The 26,683-nt window shown below is 37.7% G+C and carries 14 protein-coding genes; 13 read left to right on the top strand and 1 reads right to left on the bottom strand.

The window, feature by feature from the left end; all coding sequences use genetic code 11:
* Window positions 1-2 precede the first annotated feature (2 nt).
* Window positions 3-512, bottom strand: coding sequence for a DUF2480 family protein (locus MP478_RS20435; RefSeq protein ID WP_230037543.1), 510 nt, complete (start codon window positions 510-512; stop codon window positions 3-5).
* Between the two features lie 160 nt (window positions 513-672).
* Here MP478_RS20435 and lpxB point away from each other — a divergent pair, with 160 nt between their 5' ends.
* From lpxB to MP478_RS20370, 13 genes are all read left to right on the top strand, one after another.
* Window positions 673-1,776 (top strand): lipid-A-disaccharide synthase, encoded by a 1,104-nt coding sequence (gene lpxB / locus MP478_RS20430; RefSeq protein WP_257201500.1) that lies wholly within the window; start codon window positions 673-675, stop codon window positions 1,774-1,776.
* Between the two features lie 47 nt (window positions 1,777-1,823).
* Complete coding sequence (locus tag MP478_RS20425) at window positions 1,824-2,915, top strand: glycoside hydrolase family 99 protein (RefSeq protein WP_257201498.1); 1,092 nt, start codon at window positions 1,824-1,826, stop codon at window positions 2,913-2,915.
* Between the two features lie 149 nt (window positions 2,916-3,064).
* Entirely contained in the window at window positions 3,065-4,837 is a 1,773-nt protein-coding gene (locus tag MP478_RS20420) for a ComEC/Rec2 family competence protein (RefSeq protein ID WP_257201497.1), read from the top strand.
* A 147-nt stretch (window positions 4,838-4,984) separates the two neighbouring features.
* Window positions 4,985-5,647 carry a succinate dehydrogenase cytochrome b subunit gene (locus tag MP478_RS20415; RefSeq protein ID WP_047488924.1) on the top strand — a complete coding sequence of 221 codons (663 nt, stop codon included), beginning with the start codon at window positions 4,985-4,987 and terminating at the stop codon, window positions 5,645-5,647.
* 15 nt (window positions 5,648-5,662) lie between these two features.
* Complete coding sequence (locus MP478_RS20410; RefSeq protein ID WP_257189923.1) at window positions 5,663-7,675, top strand: fumarate reductase/succinate dehydrogenase flavoprotein subunit; 2,013 nt, start codon at window positions 5,663-5,665, stop codon at window positions 7,673-7,675.
* 24 nt (window positions 7,676-7,699) lie between these two features.
* On the top strand, window positions 7,700-8,467 hold the full coding sequence (locus tag MP478_RS20405) for a succinate dehydrogenase/fumarate reductase iron-sulfur subunit (RefSeq protein ID WP_047488931.1): 768 nt from the start codon (window positions 7,700-7,702) through the stop codon (window positions 8,465-8,467).
* Window positions 8,468-8,774: 307 nt separating this feature from the next.
* On the top strand, window positions 8,775-10,319 hold the full coding sequence (locus MP478_RS20400) for a TlpA disulfide reductase family protein (RefSeq protein WP_257201496.1): 1,545 nt from the start codon (window positions 8,775-8,777) through the stop codon (window positions 10,317-10,319).
* 171 nt (window positions 10,320-10,490) lie between these two features.
* A complete protein-coding gene (gene rlmD / locus MP478_RS20395) occupies window positions 10,491-11,897 on the top strand; it encodes a 23S rRNA (uracil(1939)-C(5))-methyltransferase RlmD (RefSeq protein ID WP_257201495.1) in 1,407 nt (468 codons plus the stop codon).
* Between the two features lie 55 nt (window positions 11,898-11,952).
* Window positions 11,953-12,405 carry a DUF6452 family protein gene (locus MP478_RS20390; RefSeq protein ID WP_230037556.1) on the top strand — a complete coding sequence of 151 codons (453 nt, stop codon included), beginning with the start codon at window positions 11,953-11,955 and terminating at the stop codon, window positions 12,403-12,405.
* The gene (locus MP478_RS20385) at window positions 12,371-13,030 is read left to right on the top strand and encodes a DUF6048 family protein (RefSeq protein WP_257201494.1); all 660 of its coding nucleotides are present in this window, start codon (window positions 12,371-12,373) and stop codon (window positions 13,028-13,030) included. The genes MP478_RS20390 and MP478_RS20385 overlap by 35 nt, the downstream gene beginning before the upstream one ends.
* A gap of 303 nt (window positions 13,031-13,333) precedes the next feature.
* Window positions 13,334-16,315, top strand: a complete 2,982-nt coding sequence (locus MP478_RS20380) for a reprolysin-like metallopeptidase (protein WP_257201493.1) — start codon at window positions 13,334-13,336, stop codon at window positions 16,313-16,315.
* Between the two features lie 290 nt (window positions 16,316-16,605).
* The gene (locus MP478_RS20375; RefSeq protein ID WP_257201492.1) at window positions 16,606-21,315 is read left to right on the top strand and encodes a GEVED domain-containing protein; all 4,710 of its coding nucleotides are present in this window, start codon (window positions 16,606-16,608) and stop codon (window positions 21,313-21,315) included.
* Between the two features lie 258 nt (window positions 21,316-21,573).
* A complete protein-coding gene (locus MP478_RS20370) occupies window positions 21,574-26,565 on the top strand; it encodes a GEVED domain-containing protein (protein WP_257201491.1) in 4,992 nt (1,663 codons plus the stop codon).
* The last annotated feature ends 118 nt before the right edge of the window (window positions 26,566-26,683 follow it).

Raw genomic sequence — 26,683 nt, 5'->3', positions numbered from 1 at the left:
GCTTAGTTCTTTACAATAGGGACATTAGAGCATGCTTCTCCAAACATCAGTGATTTTACAAGTGGCTTTAGCTGTTCTACCAGCTCGATATAGGCATTTTCCGGAATTTCTTTATCTGAGCATCCTTTTACTAAGACTCTTTTTCCTCTCATATCCTCAAAATCATAAGTCTGAATAGCATTGTGCATCAGAATTACTTCCAGGTCCTCACGGTTCCCGAAAACTATTTTTTTAGCAACATCTGTAATCCTGGCTGTCAATACAAAATAAGCCCAGAGAGGAATAATTGTATCTACAGAATTATAGATGTAAATGTAAGCATCCTTGTATTCTTCAACATTGATGAGTTCTACTTTTTCACGGAAATCTTTTTCTTTCAGGATCATTTCCTGGAACAAAAAATCTTTAAGATCAATGCCCTTTCTCTGTCCTTTTGGAACCAAGGTACTAAGGTCAAAATTGACAAGGCCGCTTTCCGCAACTTTATTTCGGATTTCAAATTCTTCTGACATTTTTATCATTATCTTTGAACAAATTTACAAATTAAGATCAATATATATTTTAATTTGTTCTCTATCCTTACCATAGAAACCGCCCATGATTCATAATGATCCGATAATGGAAGGGGTATCGTGAGGTATTAAAAAACAAATAATAAAGATTTCGGAAGAAATGAAATATTACATTATTGCAGGAGAAGCTTCCGGTGATCTGCATGGGAGCAATTTGATGAAAGCTTTAAAACAAAAAGATCCGGATGCGGAATTTCGGTTTTGGGGCGGAGATCTGATGGAAGCTCAGGGTGGAACACTGGTTAAACATTACCGTGATCTTGCTTTTATGGGTTTCCTGGAGGTGGTTATGAATTTAAGGACCATCCTGAATAATATTGCATTCTGCAAAGAAGATATCAGAAACAACAGACCGGATGTTTTAATATTGGTAGACTATCCAGGTTTCAATTTAAGAATTGCCAGATTTGCCAAGGAATTGGGAATCAAAGTGATCTATTATATTTCTCCACAACTTTGGGCCTGGAAGGAAGGTCGTGTAGAAACCATCAAAAAATATGTAGATGAAATGATGGTTATTCTTCCGTTTGAAGAGGATTTTTACAGAAAACATGGTGTTCATTCCCATTTTGTAGGACATCCTTTGCTTGATGCTATTTCCGATCTTAAAGAAATCAGTACTGAACAGTTTAAGAAGGAAAACGGATTGAATGACAAAGAAATTATAGCCCTTCTACCGGGTTCCAGAAAACAGGAGGTGGAAAAAATGCTTGAAATAATGCTTTCAGTAAGGCCTCATTTCAAAAACTACCAGTTTGTGATCGCCGGAGCGCCAAGTCTTCCGAAAGAGTTTTATCAAAAATATGTGGATGACAATGTTCATTTTGTCTCTAACAGAACTTATGACGTATTGAGGTGTTCAAAAGCTGCTCTTGTAACTTCCGGAACGGCTACCCTGGAAACAGCCCTGCTGAATATTCCTGAAGTAGTCTGCTACCGGGGCAGTACAATTTCTTATGCCATCGCCAAAAGATTAGTGAAAAATATCAATTACATTTCTTTAGTCAACCTGATTATGGACAGGGAAGTGGTAAAAGAACTGATCCAAAATGACCTGAACACTAAAAATCTAGTGAACGAACTTACCAAAGTTTTAGAAGGAGAAAAAAGAGAGCAGGTCCTGAATGATTATAGTCTTTTAAGAGAAAAGCTGGGAGGTAAAGGAGCCAGTGACCATGCGGCTGAGGTGATTTTGAAAATCTGAAACTTCATATAACGAATTCTTTTGAGAATTTAAATTACTTTGTGAAAATGAATCATTTTAAAAACTTTTTCTTACTTTTTGTATGTACATTTTTGTTCTCAAAAAGCTTTGCTCAGGAGAATATTCCAAGAGATAAAGTTCAGATATTCTATTATGGCTGGTATGGAAATCAGGTAGCAGATGGTGGCCTTCAGCATTGGAACCATGAAATTATCCCTCATTGGAGTAACCCCAAATGGAATAATCTGGGACATTATAAAGGAGGTGATGATATTGGAGCCAATTTTTATCCTGCTTTAGGAAACTACAGCTCTAATGATGTCAAGATCATTGAAAAACATATGAAAATGATCAAAGAATCCGGTGCTGGTGTTGTGGTTATCAGTTGGTTGGGTAAGGATTCTTTTACCGATAAAAGTGTCTCAAAATATTTAGATATTGCAGATCGTTTTAATCTGAAAATAGCATTTCACATAGAGCCATTTTATAAAACAATTACGGAGCTCAGAGATCAGCTTTCGTACCTTGTTGAAACCTATTCTCCCCATCATGCCTTTTATAAAAAAGACGGTAAACCGATGTTTTACGTTTATGACAGTTATAAAATAGCTCCGGAAGAATGGGCAAAGCTTCTTTCTAAGAATGGAGAAAAAACAGTACGTGATACGGATCTTGATGCTCTTTATATAGGGTTATGGGTAGAGGAAAAGGATGCTGCTTTTTTTGAAACTTCCGGATTTGATGGTTTTTATACTTACTTTGCGAGTGAAGGTTTTGTATATGGAAGCACTACTTCAAACTGGGATTTTCTTTCCAGATTTGCCAAAGACCATAAGCTGATTTTTATACCCTGTGTAGGACCGGGATATTCTGACACCAGAATAAGACCATGGAATGAAGCTAATTTTAAAAGCCGTGGAAATGGAAAATATTATGAAAATATGTTTGATGCTGCCATAAAAGTAAAGCCTGAGTTGATAGGAATTACATCTTTTAACGAGTGGCATGAAGGCACACAAATAGAACCTGCGATTCCTAAAAAGACCGGAAATTTCAAATATGAAGATTATGGTAAAGATCCATGGTTGTACATTAAGGAAACAAAGCGTTTAACGGATAAATTTTTAAAAGAAAAATAAAAAACTTTTTATATAAAGACGGTTTTATAGCAAAAAAACAAGCGCTCTGTTAATCTCTTTAATGAGATATAGAGCGTTTTTCAGTGATCACAGAGTTGATGTTCAATTGATTTAATTCCCTACTTTGGTAATACAATTGATTGAAAAATGTGAACAAACAGCCTCTTCTCATTGTAACATTATGTTTTATCCTTGGAATTCTTTTTCAGGATAATTTCCCGTTAGGCAGTATTGCAGTTTATTACGGCATTGTTCTTTGCGTTGGAATTTTAATTTCCCTGTTTTTTTATTCCTATTTTTTGAACAAATCTAAACCGGTTTTGCTGTGCTTGCTGTTTTTTGGACTGGGAATCATTTTTCATTTTTTCAATACCTTTTCTCCTGTTACAGAATTAGCTGTCAAGGAAAAGGAAACCGTTATTTTCAATATTTCCCAGAAATTAAATACTACAGCGAAGTATAAAAAGTATGAAGGAATAGCAATAGTAGGGAAAAACAGCTTCAATACCATTTTATATATTCCAAAAGACACTCACGAGCTTGATTTTAAACATTATTACAAAGCTGAAGCTTACCTGGCAAGAATAAAACCTCCGAAGTATGATTTTCAGTTCAATTACGCACGGTACCTCAAGCGGAAAAATATTGAATATCAGTGCTATCTTTCAAAAGGTATTTCTTCAGCTGAAAAAAAAGACGTAAGTTTTTTTGATGCAGTAAAGCAACAGAGACTCGAGATCCTGCAAAGAATTGATAACACCGGAATGTCTGAGAAAGCAAAAACTTTTTTAAAAGGGATTATCCTTGCAGACCGCACAGAAATTGATGCCGGAACAGTCCGGGATTTCAACAGGTCCGGCCTGATTCATTTACTGGCTATTTCAGGAACTCATATTGTGGTGATCTTTGGGATGTTTTATTTTTTACAGGTCCGGTGTATACCTTTGCGTTTAAGAAGATATGCTATAATTTTCAGTTTGGTTTTTATCTGGCTTTTTGCAGGCTTTATAGGCTTTGGAAACTCTGTTTTACGGTCCTGTATGATGCTGACGATATATTTTATTTACGTTTTGCTTCAGAGAAAACCGGATCTGCTGCATGCTTTGGGGTTATCGGCATTTATTATTCTTGTTTTTGATACCCGGCAGTTTTTCGATATAGGATTTCAGCTTAGCTTTTTGGCTGTTTTAGGAATTTTTTGGTTAAATCAGCCTCTTTTGAATAGATTTCCAAAGCAGGATCAATATTGGAAAAAACTAATTTTTAATACGGTTACAATTTCTATTGCTGCACAGCTTGCCACACTTCCTTTGGTCTTATATTATTTTCATCAGTTTTCCCTTATTTCGGTCATTGCCAATTTTATTATTGTTCCTTTTTCGGAAGTCATTATTGTATTTTCATTTTTAATGACGGTTCTTATTGCTTTTAAGGTTGATTTTATGTTCATTAATACGGTGTATGACAATGGTATATTGCTGTTACTAAAAGTGATCCATTGGTTTGCAGAAGTAGATGTATTGTTTTTCGAAAATATACCTGTGAATTTGATGGAAGTAGTGTCAATGTTGGGAATGGTATATTTGCTAAGAGCTGTGATTTTACATTGTAATTTTAAAAGTTTTATGAGGCTTTCAATGTCTGTTTTAGTCTTTTTCATAATAAGAACGGGGAGCAATGTGTTTGAAAACCAGAGAGAAGAAGTGTTGTTTCACGATTTTAATACTAATAAAGTGTTTCTGGTGAAGAAAGGAAATAAGGCCTGTTTTTGGATTTCGGATGTATCTGATCAGGAAAAGATGATCCGATATTTTATCAATCCTTACTGTTCATCAAGGAGGATCGTACATTTTGAGATAAAAAGCCTGCCTCCATCTGTCAGGAAAATTGTTTTTCAGGATCATATTTATGAAATAAAATAGGATGGTGTCTTCATGTTTTCATTATGCTCTGTTTATCGTTGCGTGCTCTTATTTAGAAAGATTACAAACTGGTTATATGTGAGATTTCTCACTTTTCAATATTGTTAACATTCCTTAATTTTGTGGGAAATTCAAATTTAAACTTATATGGCAGGTTTAACGAGTTCTACGATAGGTAGAAAATATGCTATGGCATTATCAGCTATGTTTTTGCTGATTTTTCTTATACTGCATTTGACGACCAATTTGTTATCAGTTCTTAATAAGGACGCCTTTAACACGGCATCTGACTTTATGGGCTATAATCCTTTTGTGCAGTTCTTAATGCAGCCTATTCTTGGTTTTGCAGTAATTTTCCATTTTGCGATGGGGTTTGTACTGGAAATTAAGAATAATAAAGCGCGTCCGGTAAAGTACGCAGCAAACAATGCTTCTGTGAATTCTTCATGGATGTCCAGAAATATGATTATTTCCGGTGCTGTTATTTTAGCTTTCCTGGCGCTTCACTTGTATGATTTCTGGCTTCATGAAATTAATTACAAGTATGTGGAAGGAATAGCTCCTGATGCAGAACGTTTCTGGCCTGAACTTCATGAGAAGTTTGCTGACCTTTGGAGAGTGGCTCTGTATGTGATCTCTTTTGTACTATTAGGATTACACTTAGCTCACGGATTTCAGTCTTCATTCCAGTCTGTGGGAGCAAGACATCCAAAGTATACGCCGGTAATTAAAGCTTTCGGGAAATGGTATTCAATTCTTATTCCTGCAGGGTTTATTTTAGTGGCTGTTTTTCATTTTATAACTCAATAATATCAATATACTAGTATGAGTAAATTAGATTCAAGAATTCCAGCGGGTCCTCTTAAAGACAAATGGAAAAATCATAAAGACCATATGAACCTTGTTGCACCAAACAACAGAGATAAGATTGATATTATTGTTGTAGGTACAGGTTTGGCGGGAGGTTCCGCTGCTGCCACTTTAGCTGAGCAAGGGTACAATGTGAAAGCATTTTGCTATCAGGATTCTCCGAGGAGAGCGCACTCTATTGCGGCTCAGGGAGGGATCAATGCTGCTAAAAACTATCAGGGTGATGGTGACTCTACCTATAGATTGTTCTATGATACAATCAAAGGAGGTGACTATAGAGCAAGAGAAGCTAACGTTTACAGATTAGCTGAAGTTTCTGCCAATATTATTGACCAGTGTGTTTCTCAGGGAGTTCCTTTTGGTAGAGACTACGGTGGCCAGTTAGATAACCGTTCATTTGGTGGGGTTCAGGTAAAAAGAACCTTCTATGCAAAAGGACAGACGGGACAACAGTTGTTATTAGGTGCATATTCTGCAATGAGCCGTCAGATCGGTAAAGGAAGAATTAAAATGTACAACCGTCATGAAATGCTGGACCTTGTTATTGTTGACGGAAAAGCAAGAGGTATCATTGCAAGAAACCTGGTAACAGGTGAAGTTGAAAGACATTCTGCACACGCTGTAGTAATTGCTTCAGGAGGTTACGGAAACGTATATTTCCTTTCTACCAACGCTATGGGATCAAACGTTTCTGCAGCATGGAAGATCCACAAAAAAGGAGCTTACTTTGCAAACCCTTGTTATGTACAGATTCACCCGACTTGTATTCCTGTTCACGGAACACAGCAGTCTAAACTGACGTTGATGTCTGAATCATTAAGAAACTCCGGAAGAATCTGGGTTCCTAAAAAACTTGAAGATTCAGTAGCGATCAGAGAAGGTAAATTAAAACCTGAAAATATTAAAGAAGAAGATAGAGATTATTATTTGGAAAGAAGATACCCTGCATTCGGTAACCTTGTGCCTAGAGACGTTGCGTCAAGAGCGGCTAAGGAAAGATGTGATGCTGGTTTCGGAATCGAAAACAATGATACTAAAGAAGGTGTTTACCTGGATTTCTCCACAGAAATCATGAAGAAAGGTAAAGAAGCCGCTATCGAAAAACATATTCATAACCCAACTGACCAGCAGCTTTATGATTTGGGTAAAAGCTGGGTTGAGGAGAAATACGGTAACCTATTCGTAATGTACGAAAAGATTACGGCTGATGATCCTTACAAAACTCCAATGAAAATTTATCCGGCAGTTCACTATACAATGGGAGGTGTTTGGGTTGATTATAACCTTCAGTCTACCATTCCTGGATGTTTCGTAATCGGTGAAGCTAACTTCTCTGACCACGGAGCCAACAGACTGGGAGCTTCTGCTTTGATGCAGGGTCTTGCTGATGGATATTTCGTGCTTCCTTATACTATTGCAGATTATCTTTCTGCAGATATCAGAACAGGAGAAATCCCTACCAATTCAGGAGCATTTGATGAAGCTGAAAAGGGAATTAAAGAAAAAATTAATTTCTTCCTGAACAATAAAGGAACGCATTCAGTAGATCACTTCCATAAACAATTAGGACACATTATGTGGAATAAAGTAGGTATGGGAAGAACTCCTGAAGGATTAAGAGAAGCAATCAAAGAAATTGAAGAAGTAAGAAAAGACTTCTGGAAAAATGTAAAAGTTCCTGGTGAAGGAGAAGGGATGAACACTGAGCTTGAAAAGGCATTCAGAGTAGCAGACTTCCTTGAATTAGGACAATTAATGGCTATCGATGCACTACACAGAAATGAATCTTGTGGTGGACATTTCCGTGAGGATCACTCAACTCCAGATGGAGAAGCGGAAAGAGATGACGTAAATTACAAATACGTCGGAGCTTGGGAATATCAGGGAGAAGATATCAACGCGGAAGTGTTGCATAAAGAAGACCTGATATATGACAACATCGAGGTTAAAACTAGAAGTTACAAATAATCTCCAACCTATAAATAAAAAATTATGAGTGCAAAAAAAGGCTTACATCTTACGCTGAAAATTTGGAGACAAAAAAATAGTAAAACTAAAGGTCAGTTTGAGACCTATAAAATATCAGATGTTTCCACAGATTCTTCATTTCTGGAGATGCTGGACATCCTGAACGAGAATTTAATTAACGAAGGAAAAGAGCCTATCGCTTTTGACCACGACTGTCGTGAGGGGATTTGCGGAATGTGTTCTCTTTACATCAATGGTAGAGCACACGGCCCGGACACGGGGATCACTACCTGCCAGCTTCACATGAGAATGTTCAAAGACGGTGAGACCATCGTTATTGAACCGTGGAGAAGTGCTGCTTTCCCGGTTATTAAAGACTTAATGGTAGACAGAAGTGCATTTGACAGAGTAATGGCTGCAGGTGGTTTCGTTTCTGTAAACACTTCAGGAAATACATTGGATGCGAATGCTATTCCGGTTCCTAAAGAAGATGCAGACAGAGCTATGGATGCTGCTGCCTGTATCGGATGTGGAGCTTGTGTAGCAACATGTAAAAACGGATCTGCAATGTTATTCGTGGGAGCTAAAGTCTCTCAGTTTGCTTTACTTCCTCAAGGTAGAGTAGAAGCGAAAAGAAGAGTGCTGAACATGGTGAAAGCTATGGATGAAGAAGGGTTCGGAAACTGTTCAAATACCGGCGCATGTGAAATAGAATGTCCTAAAGGTATTTCTCTTGAGAATATCGCAAGAATGAACAGAGAATATATGGCTGCTCTTGTAGACCAGGGATAGAATTGATTCAAATACATAAAAGTCGTCTCCATCCGGGGACGACTTTTTTTATGCCGGATATTTCTGCTGTTAAAGTTTGTTAACTTATTAATATGCTTTGGTATTCTTTGTTTAATAAGTCTATATTTGGTGGGTAATAGAATTGCTTAATAAACAATTCTGAGACATTGTAAAGAGATTAATTGTGCCTGAAACAGAATCTGAAAAGCCTGTTTTTATAGGGCGTAAGAAAATTTCTAAAAAAAAATAGTAGTGTTAATTAAGAAGCCTTAAAAAGCGTATTTTTGTGTAAAATTTAAAAATTGAAATGAAAAAATATCTTTTATTGTTTATCATCGCGATTTTCGTGATGTCTTGTTCAAAAAAAGTAGAAGTAAAAGGGAAAATTACCGGTGGTGCTCCATTAGAGAGAATTGAATTTGTAGAAGCTTCAGGAGTAGGAACCCTACCTTTAATTAATATAGGTTTAGATAAAGACGGAAATTTTTCAGGAAGCTTCGAAGCTCCTAAAGATGGAATGTATGTTATTAATTATGCTAACAGACAAAACCTGATCTATCTTGAAGGAGGACAAAATGTAAATATCTCAGGAAATGGAATGACTTTCCCAAATGAATTTGTTATAACCGGAGATGCTAAAAAGAACAATGATTTTCTTCAGGCTACCCAAAAATTTTTAGGTGAGTATGGAAGTAAGCTAAACCTAAACCAATTAATGGCTGGTGATGAAGCTTCATTTTTGAAAGGAATCCATAAAGTAGAAGCTGATATCAACAAAAATGTAGATGACCTGGCTAAGAAAAATAATCCTAGTAAAGGGCTTATCACCTGGAAGAAAAATGATATTAAAGTAACGATCCTTAATTTATTGGCTAATTACGAAATGTCACATGGTCCAATGGCTGGGAATATGTCATATAAAGCTTCAAAGGCTTTTAAAGACTATGAAGTAAAGCTAGAAGATGATAAAGAAGCAATGGTAAAAACAATACCGCTTTACAGACAGTATTTACTTGTAAAAATGACACCTGATTTCCAAAAGTATGCGGAAGCTAACAGTAAAGGAAAAACTGATATTACCACTTCAGAATTGTTTGCTCAGTATCTGAAGACTAAAAAGGATATCTCTCAGACTGCAAAAGACTACCTTTTAGCTTTTGTAATGGCTCAGACTGATATTCATCCGACGACTCCTGCCAAGAGAATCGATAAAATCAAAAAAATTATTGATTCAGATATTAAAGATGCTACCATTAAAAGTGATCTTCTTAAAATGCAGATGGCTATTACAGGACTTAAAATTGGAGATGCAGCTCCGGAAGCTCCTTTGGTAAAACAGGACGGAAAGTCTTATAAACTTTCTGAAAATAAAGGAAAACCTTATATGCTATTCTTTTATGCATCATGGAATCCTTACATCAGCGAAGCTACAGTACCTGTACTGAAAGAAGTTGTAAATTTTTATAAATCTAAAATGAACTTTGTATTTGTGAATGTAGATGATACAAAAGATCAGTTTGTAAAAACCAGCAATTCTCTATTGAAAGGTATTCAGGGAGTAAATGTTTACGGAGAAAAAGGAATGGAATCTGAGATCGCTAAAAAATATGGCGTATATGGATTTAAGTTACCTTGTTTTGTAATCATAGACAAAGATGGTAAAATTGCCAGCAGATCTTTTGTTAACCTGGGAGAGCAGGAATTGGTAACTATTTTGGATAAATTGACAGGTCTTGCAGCGCCAAGAGTAGATCAGGCTCCACAGCAAATGCCACAAGGATTACAAGTGGATCCGTCTGCACAGCAACAGGCTCCGCAACCGGCAAATCCACAGCCAGCTCAGACGAAATAATAAACTTTAACATAGATGGAAACCTTATCTTCGGATAAGGTTTTTTTTTATTGTATTTTTGCAGAATTAAACCGGAATTTTTCTTCCGGCTGTATTAGAAAAAATAGAAATAGAATGTAGGAATGAAACCTTCCGGTTTTGTCCTGCCATTAAAAGAAATTGAGTTTACGGATGAAAAAGAAGAAAGATATAATTCTTGAAAATATTAAGTTATTCGGAGCAGGGGCAAAAGGTGTCGCAATTGGAAAAACGGAAGAAGGAAAAACAGTGCTGATCTCGGGAGCGGTCCCGGGAGACGTAGTCAATGCAAGAGTGAAAAAATCCAAGTCCAAATACTATGAGGCAGAAACTGTAGAAGTGGTGGAGCCTTCAGCCTTCAGAGTAGAACCTAAATGTATTCATTTTGGAACATGTGGGGGATGTAAGTGGCAGAATATGAGCTACGAAAAACAACTGGACTTCAAGCAGGAAGAAGTATATAATAATATTAAAAGAATCGGGGGTATTGACGACTTTGAAACCGTTCCGATCTTAGGTGCTGAAGAACAGTATTTTTACAGAAATAAAATGGAGTTTTCTTTCTCCAATGCGAGATGGCTTACTCAGTATGAAATAAGCTCTGAAGAAAACTTTGGCAGTAAAGATGCCCTGGGCTTCCATATTCCGGGGATGTGGAGTAAAATTCTCGATCTTAAAGAATGTTTTCTTCAGGAAGATCCTTCCAATGCAATAAGACTTGCCGTAAAACAATATGGTGTCAATAACGGACTGGATTTCTTTGATGTGAGAAATCAGGAAGGTTTCTTAAGAACCTTAATGATGAGACAAAACTCTAAAGGGGAATGGATGGTATTATTCCAGCTTTACAGAGAAGAAAAAGAAAACAGAGAAAAGCTTTTCGAATTTTTATTGGAGAAGTTTCCGCAGATCAAAACTCTGGTATATGCTATTAATCCAAAACAGAATGATTCAATCTATGATTTAAATATCAATGTTTATTTCGGAGAGGGATATCTGATGGAAGAAATGGACGGGCTGAAGTTTAAGATCGGGCCGAAATCATTTTTTCAAACCAACTATAAACAGGCTTTAGAGCTATATAGAAAAACATTGGAATTTGCTGATCTGAAAGGACATGAAGTGGTTTATGACCTTTATACAGGAACAGGAACTATAGCACAGTATGTAGCAAGAAATGCAAAACAGGTTATAGGAATAGAATCTGTGCAGGAAGCTATAGATGCGGCCATAGAGCATGCTGAATTAAATGGTCTTACCAACTGTACCTTCTATTGTGGTGATATGAAAAATGTTTTTAATGATGAATTTATGGAAAATCATCCTAAAGCAGATGTTTTAATCACGGATCCGCCAAGAGATGGAATGCATCAGAAAGTAGTAGAGCAAATCTTAAAGCTTGCTCCGGAAAAAGTAGTCTATGTAAGCTGTAACTCAGCAACACAGGCGAGAGATCTTGCACTGATGAAAGATCATTATACGTTGGTAAAGATATTACCGGTAGATATGTTCCCACAAACTCATCATGTGGAAAACATTGCTTTATTGGTTAAAAAATAAATTTATTTAAATTTGAATCTCAAATCTTAATATGAAGTATTTTAAAATTCTCATAATGACCTGTTTTCTGACAATGCTTTGGTCCTGTGGTGGAGATGATGATATCTGTGAAAGCGGAGAGGGGACACCAAGAATGAAGGTGGCATTTAAGTCGATGGAATCTGGAAAAGCAAGAACATTAGATTCCCTAAGTGTGGCTGTAGACTATGGATCCGGTAAAGTAGATCTGGGATGGCAGACAAAAATAGAATCAAGGCTTATTCCATTGAGAGTAGATGATTCTCCTTATACGGATGTGTATTTTAAGGTATCTGCCAAAGGAGCGGAATCTAAAGTTAGGATCAAATATACGACCCAATCTACCTATGTATCTCCAGGATGTGGGATCAAAAAAGCATATGAGAATTTAACCTCAGAATTAATAACTCCCAATCCTGTTCAAAATCTGGAAGCCGGACAAAATCAAATAGAGAATGAAGACAAGACTAATCTTTACCTTCTTTTTTAGTATACTAGGAATACTGAGTTGGGCACAGGATAAGAAAGAGACAAAGAAGGAACACCTAAAATACGAACCTAATTTTATGATTGGTTTTGATGTTCTGAATACAGGGGCTGCTTTCTTTTCGGACAGAAAATTATATCAGGGATTTATTTCTTCAAAAGTAAGAGGTAATGTTCATGCTGTTGCTGAAGCAGGATTTGAGAAAAATATATATCAGAAAAATGGATATGATGCTAAAGTAAGTGGCCCCTTTGTGAAATTGGGTGCATTTTATATGTTGGCGAAAGATGCAGAAAACGAATTTAACGGCTTCTATGCGGGAGGAAAAGTAGGCGGATCATTTTATAAACAGGAATATATGGCCATACCGGTGCGTGGATTTGGGGGAAGTAGTTCTTCAGTAGCGTTTCCTTCTTCATCACAGTCTTCTTTCTGGCTGGAAGGAACATTGGGAGGCAGGGTACAGCTCTTTGAGTCTAATTTCTATATTGATGTGAATCTGCAGCCCCGCTATTTAGTATATACTACAAAACAGGACGATATATCCCCCATGATTATCCCCGGATTTGGAAGAAGTTCTTCTAAATTTAATATGGGATTTGCCTGGAATATAGCATACAAATTTTAAAAGGAGCGTTAAGCTCCTTTTTTTGTGATTACATTTTATCAGGCAGTAAAATAGACTGTGCCCGGATTAATTTTAAGAAGAAGTGAATTATGATATCACGATAATATATTCGGTCGAAGTACTATGTTTATTGTGAAAATTTTTATTTTTTGTCTATATTATAAAACTAAATATTTAAATTATTTTTGTGTTATTATAACGTATTTTACTTTTGATTATGGTATTTGTTTTAAATAATGATTAAAATTTAATAATTAGTAGTATAAAATAATTATATTTGGAAAAAAATATAATTAACTTTTTATGAAAAGACTACTTACTACTTTGATGTGTGCTTTAGTAGGGGGGACAGCGTTCGGACAGTGGACGCCCGCTACTATTAAGGTAGACAGCAAAAAAAGAGCAGTGGATATGAAGGCCACTAACGTAGGATCTAATTTCAAATTGGACTTGAATCAGCTAAGAGCTCAGTTAAAAGGTGCTCAGGAAATGGGAGCTAATGCTAGGCCTGTTGTTATTTCCATCCCAACCTTAAGTGGTAAAATCGAGAGATTTAATGTGTACAGTTTTCCTGTGGTTGTAAAAGAACTTGCAGATCAGTATGAGCTTGGTTCATACATAGGAACTTCTGTTGAGGACCCTACTCAGCAAATCAGATTCTCTGTAGCTCCAAATGATTTCCAGTCTATGTTATTTAAAGATGGAAATTATGAGTTCGTTGAACCTGTTGACAAAGCAAACGGAATATATTCTCTACAGCTTAAAAAGAACAAAACAGGAGACAAGCCTTTTGTATGTAGCACAATGGAAGAACCAGGTGCTGTAAAAGACCTTGAGAATTTATACAATAGCGGAAAATCATTTGCCCACAATCCAGGGGCTTTCAATAAAAATTCTGACAGAAAATACCGTACAATGAGAGTAGCAATCTCAACTACTTCTGAGTATACGGCCTATTTTGGAGGAGTTCCGGGTGCATTAGCACAGGTTAACGCTACCCTTACCCGTGTGAATGCTGTTTTTGAAAAAGATTTTGCACTGCATTTAAATCTACAGGCTTATCCAAGTTTGATTTATACGAATGCTGCAACAGATCCATATTCTCCGGCTGCACAAATGAACAACTGGAACGTTCAGCTACAGCAAACGCTTACCAGTGAGGTAGGAAATGAAAACTATGATATCGGACATTTATTTGGAGCTACCGGTGGTGGTGGAAATGCCGGATGTATCGGTTGCGTATGTATAGATCCTGCTACTCCAACTTCTAAAGCAAAAGGATCAGGATTTACATCTCCTGCAGATGGTATTCCAATGGGTAATAATTTTGATATAGATTATGTAGCTCACGAAATGGGACACCAGTTGGGTGGTAATCATACATTCTCTCATGGGATTGAAGGATCTGGGGTAAATGTTGAGCCGGGATCAGGATCTACTATTATGGGATATGCAGGGATTACAGGAGCAACTACAGATGTACAGGCGCATTCCGATCCTTATTTCCACAGAGCAAGTATTGGCCAGATTCAAACCAACCTAATCAGTAAAACGTGTGACGTTGAAACCAGTGTTGCGAATAATACTCCTGTAATCGCAGCGCTTTCACCTTATACAATTCCTAAGAAAACAGCATTTGTACTTACAGCTAACGTTACGGATGCTGACGGGGATCCAATGACATATACATGGGAAGAAATGGATAGTGGTATGACTGCTGCCCAGACTATTGATAAAAATAACTTGGGACAAACAACCTATGGAGCATCGTTCAGATCGCTTTCTCCTTCTACTACTCCAACCAGATATTTCCCTAAGTTCTCTTCAGTACTTGCAGGAGCTTTAGATAATTCATTAAATACTTGGGAATCTACTTCACAGGTAGCCAGAACTTCTAAATTTGCCATTACAGCCAGAGATAACAATGCTGATGTAACACAGCAGCAGACTAATTCTGCACAACAGACTATTACAGTTGGAAATGACGGGCCATTCCAGATTACTCAGAATTTCCTTTTTGCCAATGCGCCTTCAGATTTAACTTGGGATGTTGCCAATACATCATCAGCTCCTTATAACGTTGCTAATGTTAAAATTGACTATTCTACAGATAATGGAGTAAACTGGACAGTTCTTTCTGCTTCAACTCCTAATGACGGTTCAGAATCTTTTACAATACCTTCGTCTTTAAACGGACAAACTATTGTGGTAAGAGTTTCTTCTATTGGAAACGTTTTCTATACTCTTAAGAAAATTCCTGTAACCAACCAGGTAGCATGTGGTGGCGCTCCTATTGGTTTGGTAGCTCAAAATATTACACTGAATGGTGCTTCTGTTTCCTGGAGCCCTGTTGCAGGAGCTGCTTCTTATGCTGTAAGATATAGATTGGCATCTGCTACTCCATGGACTCAGCTTCCGGACAGTAGTACGAACTCCGCAACATTATCAGGATTAACAGACTGTACGGCATATCAGGTTCAGGTAGCTGCTATCTGTGGAGGGGTAACGGGCCCTTATTCTGCAACAACTGCTTTCTCATCTGCATGTACATCGTATTGTCCGTCAGCAAGCAGCAGTGGACAGTATAACTATATCTCCAATGTAACGCTGGGAACAGTAAACAATACAACCGGAGGAACAACATATTCTAACTTTACAGGCAATACAGCATTACAGCCTGTCTTGTTAGTAAACAGCTCAAATACAATTAATGTTTCTCTTACTACAAATAATGCAGGTGCATTAGTGAATGGAATGGCTGCATGGATTGATTATAATAAAAATGGAATATTTGAAGCCTCTGAAAGAGTTCTGGATATGCCAATAACTTCTTTGATACTTGGAACTACTCCTAATACAGCAACATTTACAGTGCCATCCACTGCGGTAACCAATACCCCGGTAAGGATGAGAATTGTTACAGTGTTAATAAATCCGGATTATATTGGCGAGAGTCTTCCTGATGATTTTGCATGTGATGATTTCCCTAATGGAGAAGTTGAAGACTATAATGTAATTATTGCAACCAATCTTGGAACTTCTGAGACCGGTATTAAAAACGATGGTATTCAAATCTATCCAAATCCTGTAAATGATGTTTTAAATGTAACTAAAGTTTCAGATAAAGCAGCTTACAAAATTTACAGTGCAGCGGGTCAACTGATAGACAGCGGAAATATCAACAGTGGAAAAATTAATGTTTCAGCATTAATTAAAGGTGGATATGTAATTACAATTGAAGATAAAGGTCAGGATCAGTTTAGATCTAAGTTTATCAAAAAGTAATATAAATCTTTATAACATTAAATCCCCAAGTTTCTTGGGGATTTTTTTATTCTAAACCATATTGGGGATTATTGTGAAATTTTTTCAAAAAAATATTTTAATAGATGTGTAATAGTGAAAAAATTATTAGATTTGTGTAATTATTTAAATATTAACATATGGAATGAAAATTACTTTTTTAATACAGTTTATCTGTAAAATGAGATGTTTCGAAAAATATGTTTGAACATCTTACCTAGGAAAACCTTATAATTCTTGACTATTCTTATCACTATTAAATTTAAAAAAATATGAGTGTACTTTTACTCTGTAAAATGAGCAGTCCCAGAAGGACTCTCATAACATTACTTTGTATGGTCTTCGGTCTATTCCTGCAAGCACAAACAATTACGATTGGTACAGGAACATCAACCCAAAGATATCCTTTGAGTTGTTATTATGGATTTGAAAGATCATCTTCACTTTATACAGCAGCGGAAATAAATACAGCTGCGGGGGGAACTGTCCTTTCCGTAGGCTGGAATGTTACAGCTGCTTCCACTGCCACAATGCCGGTAAAGATTTATTTAAAATCTGTACCCAGTACAACAACAACTCTTACTGCACAAAACTGGGTGAATGCAACCGCAGGAGCTACTTTAGTGTATGATGCGAGTTTAACTAATTTACCCACAGGATGGAATACCATTACATTACAAACCCCTTTTTACTATAATGGGACAGATAACCTGGTAGTTTTAGTTGAGACAAACTATGGTGGAAGCGGAACAGGGTCTTCATCAGGAAGTGCAGTTACTTACAGTACTGCTACCTCTAAGCATATGTATATTCAGGGAGATACCAATGCTCCTACAGGTACAGGAACCGTAACGTCCAGCAGACCAAATATTCAGATTACTTTTGGTCCGCCACCTGCATGTATCCCTCCTGGTGCTCTAAGCTTAGGAACAATCACAGCTACAAGTGCCGTGGTAAACTGGTCTGCATCTACACCCGCACCTGCTGGTGGATATGAAGTATATTACAGTACTACCAATACCGCACCAACAGCAGGAACTCCTCCTTCACAAACGGTGACAGGACCAACAGCTACGCTTTCTCCATTGGTGCCGGATACCAATTATTATGTTTGGGTACGGGCAAAATGTAGTGGAACCAATCAAAGCTGGTGGGTAGGGCCAATCGCTTTAACTACGCCGCCTACCTGTCCTCCGATGCCTTCTACGGGATCATTATCTATGGGAATGATTACTCCTACTAGTGCAGTACTGAACTGGACAACTTTTGGGTATACACCTGCTGGTGGATATGATGTATATTACAGTACTACGAATACTGCACCAACAGCCGCAACGGTTCCTTCACAAAACGTGTCAGGATTAACTGCAACACTTTCTCCATTGGTAGCTAATACAACTTATTATGCCTGGGTAAGAGCAAGATGTAGTGCAACAGATCAAAGTTCATGGAGTACCCCTATTTCCTTTTATACAGGATATTGTGTGCCAACGGGAGGTACGGGCTCAACTTCATATTACCTGAATAATATTACCAGTACAGGAGGTATTTCTAATTTAAATTATACTGCTGCTGCCTATCAGGCATATGTTAATAGTACAGCGACTACTTTTTCAGCAATACCTACAAATACGATTACATTGAACCTGGCTTCTGCCGGAAATAATACATATCATTATTATGTCTGGATTGACTGGAATAATGATATGAGCTTTACCGGTACAGGTGAGCTTATTTTTGCATCCACATCTTATAATGCTACTGAATCTGTAACCATTCCTATACCGGCAACTCAGGCTCCCGGAAACTATAGACTAAGAGTGGGTACAACATATTCCGGTACAATGGTTCCATGTGGACCGGTATCCAGTGGTAACTATGTAGATTTCAATTTAAACGTGATTGCTTTACAGCCATGTAATACCTTGCCTCCAAGTAATATTGCCGTTTCAAATATCACAGCAAGTACCGCTCTTGTAAGTTGGGTTCCTGCTACGGGAGCAACATACAAATTGCAGTATAGAAGAACAGGAACTTTACCTTGGACTGTAGTGGATTTAACTGCTGCATTATCAAATAGCTATACTATTCCTAACCTGATTGATGCCACTCAGTATGAATTTCAGATAGCTACTATATGTAGTGGAACTCAGGGAGCGTTCTCTCCTGTAGCAAATTTCACAACTTTAGCTCTTACGTATTGTGACCCGAGTCCTGTGAATACAACATCGGATGGTTACATCAATAAGGTAACTGTTACCCCTACGAATGCACCACTTATGGTGAATGATTCAGGATATGATGTATATAAAGACTATACAACAGATGTTACCAAAACAATTATATTGGTAAGAGGATCAACCGGAAACAAAATTAGTGTTAATAAATATTGGCCGGGATCTACATCTTCTTACGGTGTAGTGGCATGGATTGATTATAATAGAAACGGATTATTTGAAACCTGGGAGAAAGTACTGGATACTTCAAGCAGTACGACTACTCCGGTAAACAATACTTTTTCATTAGCTGCTTTACCGGCTGGAGCTGTTTACAGTGGAGCTCAGCCTACACGTATGCGTGTTGCAATGAAGCAGTATGATGTTCCTATTCCATGTGGTGCATTTGATTCATTTGATTATGGAGAAGTAGAAGACTATCCGGTAAGATTTATTGATCAGCCTGTATGTTCAACTACACCTCCAACGAATGTTACAGTTTCAAACCTTACGGCTACCAGTGCAACTTTCTCATGGGTGGCTGCTACAGGAGCAACGTATAATTTGAGATACAGAAGAACAAACCCGATTGGTGCTTATACAACAGTAACCGGTATTACAGGAAATACCTATACCATTCCTGGTACGGCACCTCTAACTGAGCAGACGGACTATGAAGTTCAGGTGGCTACGGTATGTAACGGTAGTACAGGTTCATACTCAACGGCTGTACCATTTAAAACACCACCTTTATCTTATTGCCAGATGGTAGGTAGTGGAAGTAATGACCATATTTCAAATGTAACGGTTACTTCTTCAAACCTTGGTGTACCGGCTATGAGTAATACTTCTGTACAGACTAACTATATCAGCTATACAACTGCACCAACATTGATTACTCTTGATATTGAATCTACAGGTAATAAAATATCAGTAGCAAAAGGTTGGACAGGTGCTACAAACAATGATGCTGTTGCAGTATGGATTGATTTCAACAGAGACGGACAGTTTACTGATGCAGAAAGAATCCTTAATTCTGCAGCCAGTACAACAACTCCTATTACAGCTACATTTAGTGTTCCTGCCGGATCTTATCCCGGACCACTAACTACTACAATGAGAGTGGTATTAAAACGTTCAAGTGCTCCGGTGATGTGCCAGAATGCGGTGAACGGAGAAGTGGAAGACTACAGAGTAATGTTGAGACCATGTAGCAGTGCTACTCCGGGAACTCCTACTATTGTACCTACCCATAATAGTGCTACAATTACCTGGACACCAACAACAGCCAATGTAAGTTATCTTGTACGATATAGAGTACAGGGAACCACAACATGGACTGAAGTATATGCTTCTGCAGCTTTAGGTAATATGCCGCTTGTTATCAATGGTTTAACTCCGGCTACAATTTATGAAGTTGATGTTGCTGCGGTTTGTGGAGGTACTATTGGTACTCCAACCCCTATAAAAACATTTACAACGAGATGTGATCCTACACCTCCGAATGTTACAATCAGCAGTATTACGGCTACCACAGCTTTAATTACATGGGCACCGCTTGCTGCAAGCTCTACTTATGTGATGAGATACAGAGTAGTAGGATCCGGTGCTACAGGATGGGTTGAAGTAAACTTACCAGCTGCTCCTGCAAATACATATGTACTAGGTAGCACCACTCCGCTGGTACCTTATACTACCTATGAAGTTCAAATTGCCAATAAGTGTGTAGGAGAAAATACCCTGAATCCTTATTCAAATCCTAAAGTATTTACTACAGAAAGAGTTTGTGAGATTCCTCCTCCGGGATTAACTATTACACAATTGTTGCCAACAATGGCTGAAGTTAAATGGGATCCTTTCCCAGGAGCAACATACGTGTTGAGATATAGAAAGGTAGGTATTCCTAGCTGGACAGAAGTTCCAACACCTGTTAATAATGTAGTACTGTCAGGACTGACGGAACTTACAAAATATGAAATGCAGGTAGTGAATATCTGTAACGGTACACCGGGTAATTATACCCCTCTGTACTACTTTACAACACCTACTGTAATTTATTGTAATATGGGCTCAGAGAATTCTACTGGTGAGCATATTGCTAAAGTTACTGTTACTCCAAACGGAAAACCTGTCATGGAAAATGCATCCGGTGCATCTTCTTATACAGATTATACAGGAGTTACTGCTAAGTTTATAGAGTTGATTCAAGGATCAACAGACAATGAAATTATTATTGAGAAAAAATGGACAGGAACCAATCATAACGAAGGAATTGCGGTATGGATCGATTTCAACAGAAATGGAGAATTCGATATCAATGAGAGAGTGTTTACTTCACCTCCGAATACCACAACTCCGGTATCAGGAAAATTCAGTGTGCCAGCAGATGCATTTGTAAGTATGACAGACTACAAATATGTAGTGATGAGAGTAGCAATGCAAAGGGATGGTGTTCCTGTAAGCTGTGTTAACTTTGCTAACGGTGAAGTGGAAGACTATACAGTAAGAATTTCCAAGAAAGCAGTTTTAAATCCTATAGATCAAACTGAGATCATGATTTATCCGAACCCTGTAAGTTCAGTATTATATGTGAAGAATATTAGCAAAAGAGCTAAGTATAAAATTTATAATGCTGCGGGACAAGTGATCACTGATGGTATTCTGTTGAATAACCAGATCAATGTAAGCAAATTAATCAACGGTGTTTATGTAATAGATATCGAAGATAATGGCAATACGGTTCAAAAGAAATTTATCAAAGAATAATGAGTTGAAATTTCTATAGTATAAGCCTCCAGCAATGGAGGCTTATTTTTTTATATACAACATGAATTTTAGATTTTGAATATTATATATCTATTTTTTGTGATTTATTAATTTTTTTCTTTTAAATATATGTTTTTGTTTATTTTATTAATTAATATGAAGTTTTGTTGTTGTATTCGTAATTTATGTACATTATATTATTGTTAATTCACAAAAAAAGGCTTAGGTTTGTGAGATTAATATAAAGTTTTATAAATTATGAAGAAAACTTTTACTTCCTTCTTTTTCTTTTGTTTATTTGTAATGATTCAGGCCCAATGGTCTCCATCAGTTTATAATGGAAAAGAAACCGGCGAGGTCTCCAAAACCAATAGCTACTATTCTTTAGACCTTCCCCTGTTAAAATCTCAGCTTTCAAAAGCGCAGGAAACAGGAAAAAATGCTAACTCTGTAGTAATTTCTTTACCAACTTTACATGGAAAGATTGAACAGTTTGCTGTATATAGTTTCCCTGTTGTGGTGAAAGAATTGGCTGATCAGTATCAATTAGGTTCTTATGTAGGTGTAGGAATAGATGATCCTACAAAATACTTAAGATTTAGTTTAGCCCCTAATGATTTTCAATCCATGATCATCACCAGTGAAGGTTCTGAATTTATAGAACCGGCTAATGCTGCTAAAACAGTTTATAGTGTTCATCCGAAAACTCAGGGAGGTAAAAACGGTTTTATGTGCTCAACTAGGGAAGGAGAAGTTGATCACCAAGAAATAAAAAATCTTTATCAACAGGGAAAATCTTTTACTAATCAACCTACAGATTTTAGAAGGTCTTCTGACCGAAAATATAGGACGTTGAGATTGGCTCTTTCCGTATGTGGAGAATATACTCAATTTCATGGAGGTACTGTTGCAGGAGCATTGGCTGCAATAAATGCAACCCTAACCCGTATAAATGGAGTTTACGAAAAGGATTTTGGATTACATTTGAATTTACAGAATTATCCTGGACTTATTTACACCAATGCAAATACTGACCCTTATTCTTCTACGGAAGGAGGAACAGTTAATGGTATATCAGGATGGAACGCGCAGGTACAGACAGTAATCACAGCTGGTGTAGGAAACGGTAATTACGATGTTGGGCATCTATTTTCTCCACCTGGTGCAGGGGGAAATGCCGGTTGTGTTGGATGTATTTGTAGAGATAATACTGTACCTGGAGCATTGGATAAAGGTTCCGGATGGACTTCTCCGGGAGGAGGTCCTCCGGTAGGAGATAATTTTGATATAGATTTTGTAGCCCATGAGATTGGGCATCAATTGGGTGGAGTTCATAGTTTCTCTTACTCACCTGGCCAATTGGGTTCCCCTACAAGTGTTGAACCTGCGTCAGGATCTTCTATTATGGGATATGCAGGGGTTGTAAATTCGGGGAACCCTATTAACAATGTTCAGCCTCACTCTGATCCATATTTTAACACCATAAATATCAAAGATATTCAGGCCAATCTGATAAGCAAAACATGTGATGTAGAAACAACAGTTAGTAATACACCACCCGTAATTGCTGCTCTGTCTACCTATAATATTCCAAAAGGAACAGCTTTTGTTTTAACAGCTTCCGCTACTGATGCTGAAAATGATCCGATGACCTATAATTGGGAAGAAATAGATATAGCAAATGAAGTGATTGATGCCAATAATTTAGGAAACACTTTATCTGGACCATCTTTTAGATCTGTAATGCATACAGCAAATCCTACCCGTTATTTTCCTAGACTGTCTTCTGTATTGGGTGGAGTTTTAAATAATTCTAATAATCTTTGGGAAGCTGTATCCACAGTTGCGAGAACAACAAAATTTACTGTTACAGTAAGGGATAATCATCCACTTGCCAACCAGCAACAGACTCAGTCTGCTGTTCAGACCATTATCGTAGGAAATAACGGGCCATTTAAGGTCAATGCAACAACTGTTTATAATAATGGACCAACAACTGTAACCTGGGATGTGGTGAATACCAACGCAGCTCCTTATAATGCAGCTAATGTTAAAATAGATTTTACAACAGATAACGGGCTAACCTGGAATGTAGTGGCTGCTTCCACGCCTAATGACGGAACTGAATCTCTTGATTTCAGTTCTTTCCCACTTACCGTAGGAGGAATAGCAAAGATCAGAATAAGTGCAATTAATAATGTATTTTATGCTGTCGGTAACGCTCCTATTGAAACCCTGCCTATTTGCAGTACAACCATTCCTCCGGGTGGAGTTTTGGTGCCGGCTACTACACAAACATCTGCAACCATTACCTGGAATGCATCATTTAATGCTACTTATGTAGTGCGGTACAGGGTAGTAGGAGCGGCAACCTGGATAACATATACCCCAACCCCTATTACAAATACGGTAACCCTTACCGGCTTAACTGCAGGAACGCATTATGAGGTTCAGATAGCCAATATATGTTCAGGAGTAACAGGTCCTTTTTCGGCAGTTACTGTTTTTATGACACCATACTGTACTGCTACTTCCAGCAACACTGATAATGGATATATTTCAAATGTTACCGTTACAGGAACCAACTCTTATACCATGAGTAATGATTCCGGAGCCAATAATTATACGGATTACTCGACAATTGCCGCAAAATTAATAACACTGGTGAGGGGAACAGCTAACAATACTATTTCTGTTTCTAAATCATGGCCGGCTGCTATGAGTAATAAGGCGGTAAGTGTTTGGATAGATTTTGATAAAAATGGAACATTTGATACTGCTGAAAGAATTTTAAATAATTTTAATAACCAGACTACTCCGGTAACAGCAACATTTCAGGTACCTGCCACAGCTTATGCCGGAACACTTACTACCCGTATGCGCGTAGTGTTGAGAGATCAGAGCAGCCCTGCTGCCTGCGCTTCATTTGCGAACGGGGAAGTGGAGGATTATGCTGTAAAGATTATTGATATGCCAGGATGTACCACTGCTGCACCCTCTAATATCTCCATTACTAACCTTACGCCTACTTCTGCGAATGTATCATGGGTTGCAGCTACCGGAGCAACTTATGTGCTGAGATACAGAAAAGTGGGTACTTTTACGTGGACAACAGTAAATCCTGTGCCGGCTCCTGTAAATAATTATACCATCCAAGGTTTAACAGAGCAAACTCAATATGAGGTGCAGGTAGCAACCAAATGTAATAACAGCCAGGGGAATTATTCCGGCTCACAACAATTTACGACTCCTGCAGTATCGTACTGCCCAATGACAGGGACAGGGACCAATAACCATATTTCTAATGTAACGGTTACCTCAATTAATCCCGGATTGCCGGTTATGAATAATAATTCCGTACAAACAAACTATATTAGCTATACAACTCCATCCACGTCGATTACATTGGAGATAGGATCTACAAATAATAAAATTTCTGTGGCAAAAGGATGGACGGGAGTAACAGGAAGTGCAGCGGTTACAGCATGGATTGACTTTAACAGAAACGGACAGTTTGAAAATACTGAAAGAATTCTAATTTCTTCAGCAAGTACCACTACACCGGTTTCTGCAACGTTTGATGTGCCTTCAGGTGCCTATTCGGGTCCACTGAAAACTACCATGAGAGTTGTTTTAAGTGGAAATACTCCTGTAATGTGTCAAAATGCAATAAACGGAGAGGTAGAGGACTACGCTGTACAGCTGAAACCATGCAGCACCAGTACGCCAACCGGACTTACATTCAATACCATAGCTCATAACTCTGCGATCATTAACTGGACTGCAGCGACCAATAACTTTACCTATCTTTTACAATATAGAGTACAGGGAACAACAGCCTGGACGGATGTATATGTTACAAGTATTCCACATACATTAAATAACCTTATGCCTTCTACTACTTATGAGGTACAGGTTGCTGCCAATTGTGGTATTACAAATGGTACATTTACACCCATAGGTACATTCTCTACCCGATGCGATCCTACGCCTCCTAATATTACAATCAGCAATATCACTGCAAGTTCGGCGCTGATTACATGGAATCCTGTAGTAGCGGGAGTATCCTATATGATGAGATGGAGAAAAGTAGGAACCACAGGCTGGCCAAATCCGGATATTCCGTTGCCAGCAGCTCCCGCCAGTACCTATACCCTTGGTAATTTGGAGCCATATACCCATTATGAAGTACAGATTGCCAACAGATGTGCAGGGGAAACCACATGGAATCCGTATTCAAATCCGGCTGTATTTACGACAGAAAGAATTTGTGAACTGCCACCTCCCGGGCTTACCATAACACAGTTATTCCCAACATCAGCATACATCAGATGGGATTCTTTTCCCGGAGCAACCTATGTGCTGAGATATAGAAAAGTAGGGATCCCAAGTTGGAGTACTGTTCAGGTACCAACGAATACCTACACACTAACAGGCCTTCTGGAGCTTACAAAATATGAAATGCAGGTCGCTAATGTTTGTAACGGAACTCCTGCTGCATTTACTCCATTGTATTATTTTACGACTCCTACGGTGATCTATTGTAAGATGGCTTCAGGAAGTTCAGCAGGCGAGCATATTGCTAAGGTTACCGTTAAACCTAATGGGAAGCCTGTCATGGAAAATGCTTCAGGAGCTTCAAGTTATACAGATTATTCCGGAGTTTCAGGTACATTTATAGAACTTATCCAGGGATCTGCAGACAATGAAATTACCATTGAAAAAAAATGGACCGGCCAGAACTATAATGAAGGAATTGCAGTGTGGATCGATTTCAACAGAAACGGTGAATTTGATATCAATGAACGCGTGTTTAGTTCACCGCCCAATACCACCACGCCAGTTTCCGGAACATTCAGTGTACCCGCAGATGCATTTGTAAGCATGACAGATTATAAATATGTATTGATGAGAGTGGCAATGCAAAGAGGCGGAGTTCCGGTGAACTGTATCAATTTTGATAACGGGGAAGTGGAGGATTATTCGGTAAGGATCTCCAGAAAAGTAATTCCCAACCCTTTAAACCAAACTGATATTTTGATTTATCCTAATCCTGTAAGTTCAGTATTATATGTGAAAAACGTAAGCAAGAGAGCTAAATATAAATTTTACAATGCTGTTGGGCAGGTAGTAGGAGAGGGTATTTTGCTAAACAATCAGGTCAATGTAAGTAAGCTGATCAATGGAGTGTATGTAATTGATATTGATGATAACGGAACAACCATACAGAAGAAGTTTATCAAAAAATAGATTTTAAATTGACTAGTCCTGAAATAACGATACAAATTAAAGGATAAAAGTAAATAATTAAACCAGAGTAAATTTATTTTTGCTTTGGTTTTTTATTTTATAAGTTTTCATTTTTAAT

Source organism: Chryseobacterium sp. WG14 (assembly GCF_024586945.1).
Taxonomy (GTDB): domain Bacteria; phylum Bacteroidota; class Bacteroidia; order Flavobacteriales; family Weeksellaceae; genus Chryseobacterium.
Note: the sequence above shows the minus strand (reverse complement) of the source record. Positions and strands in the feature narration are given on the sequence as shown.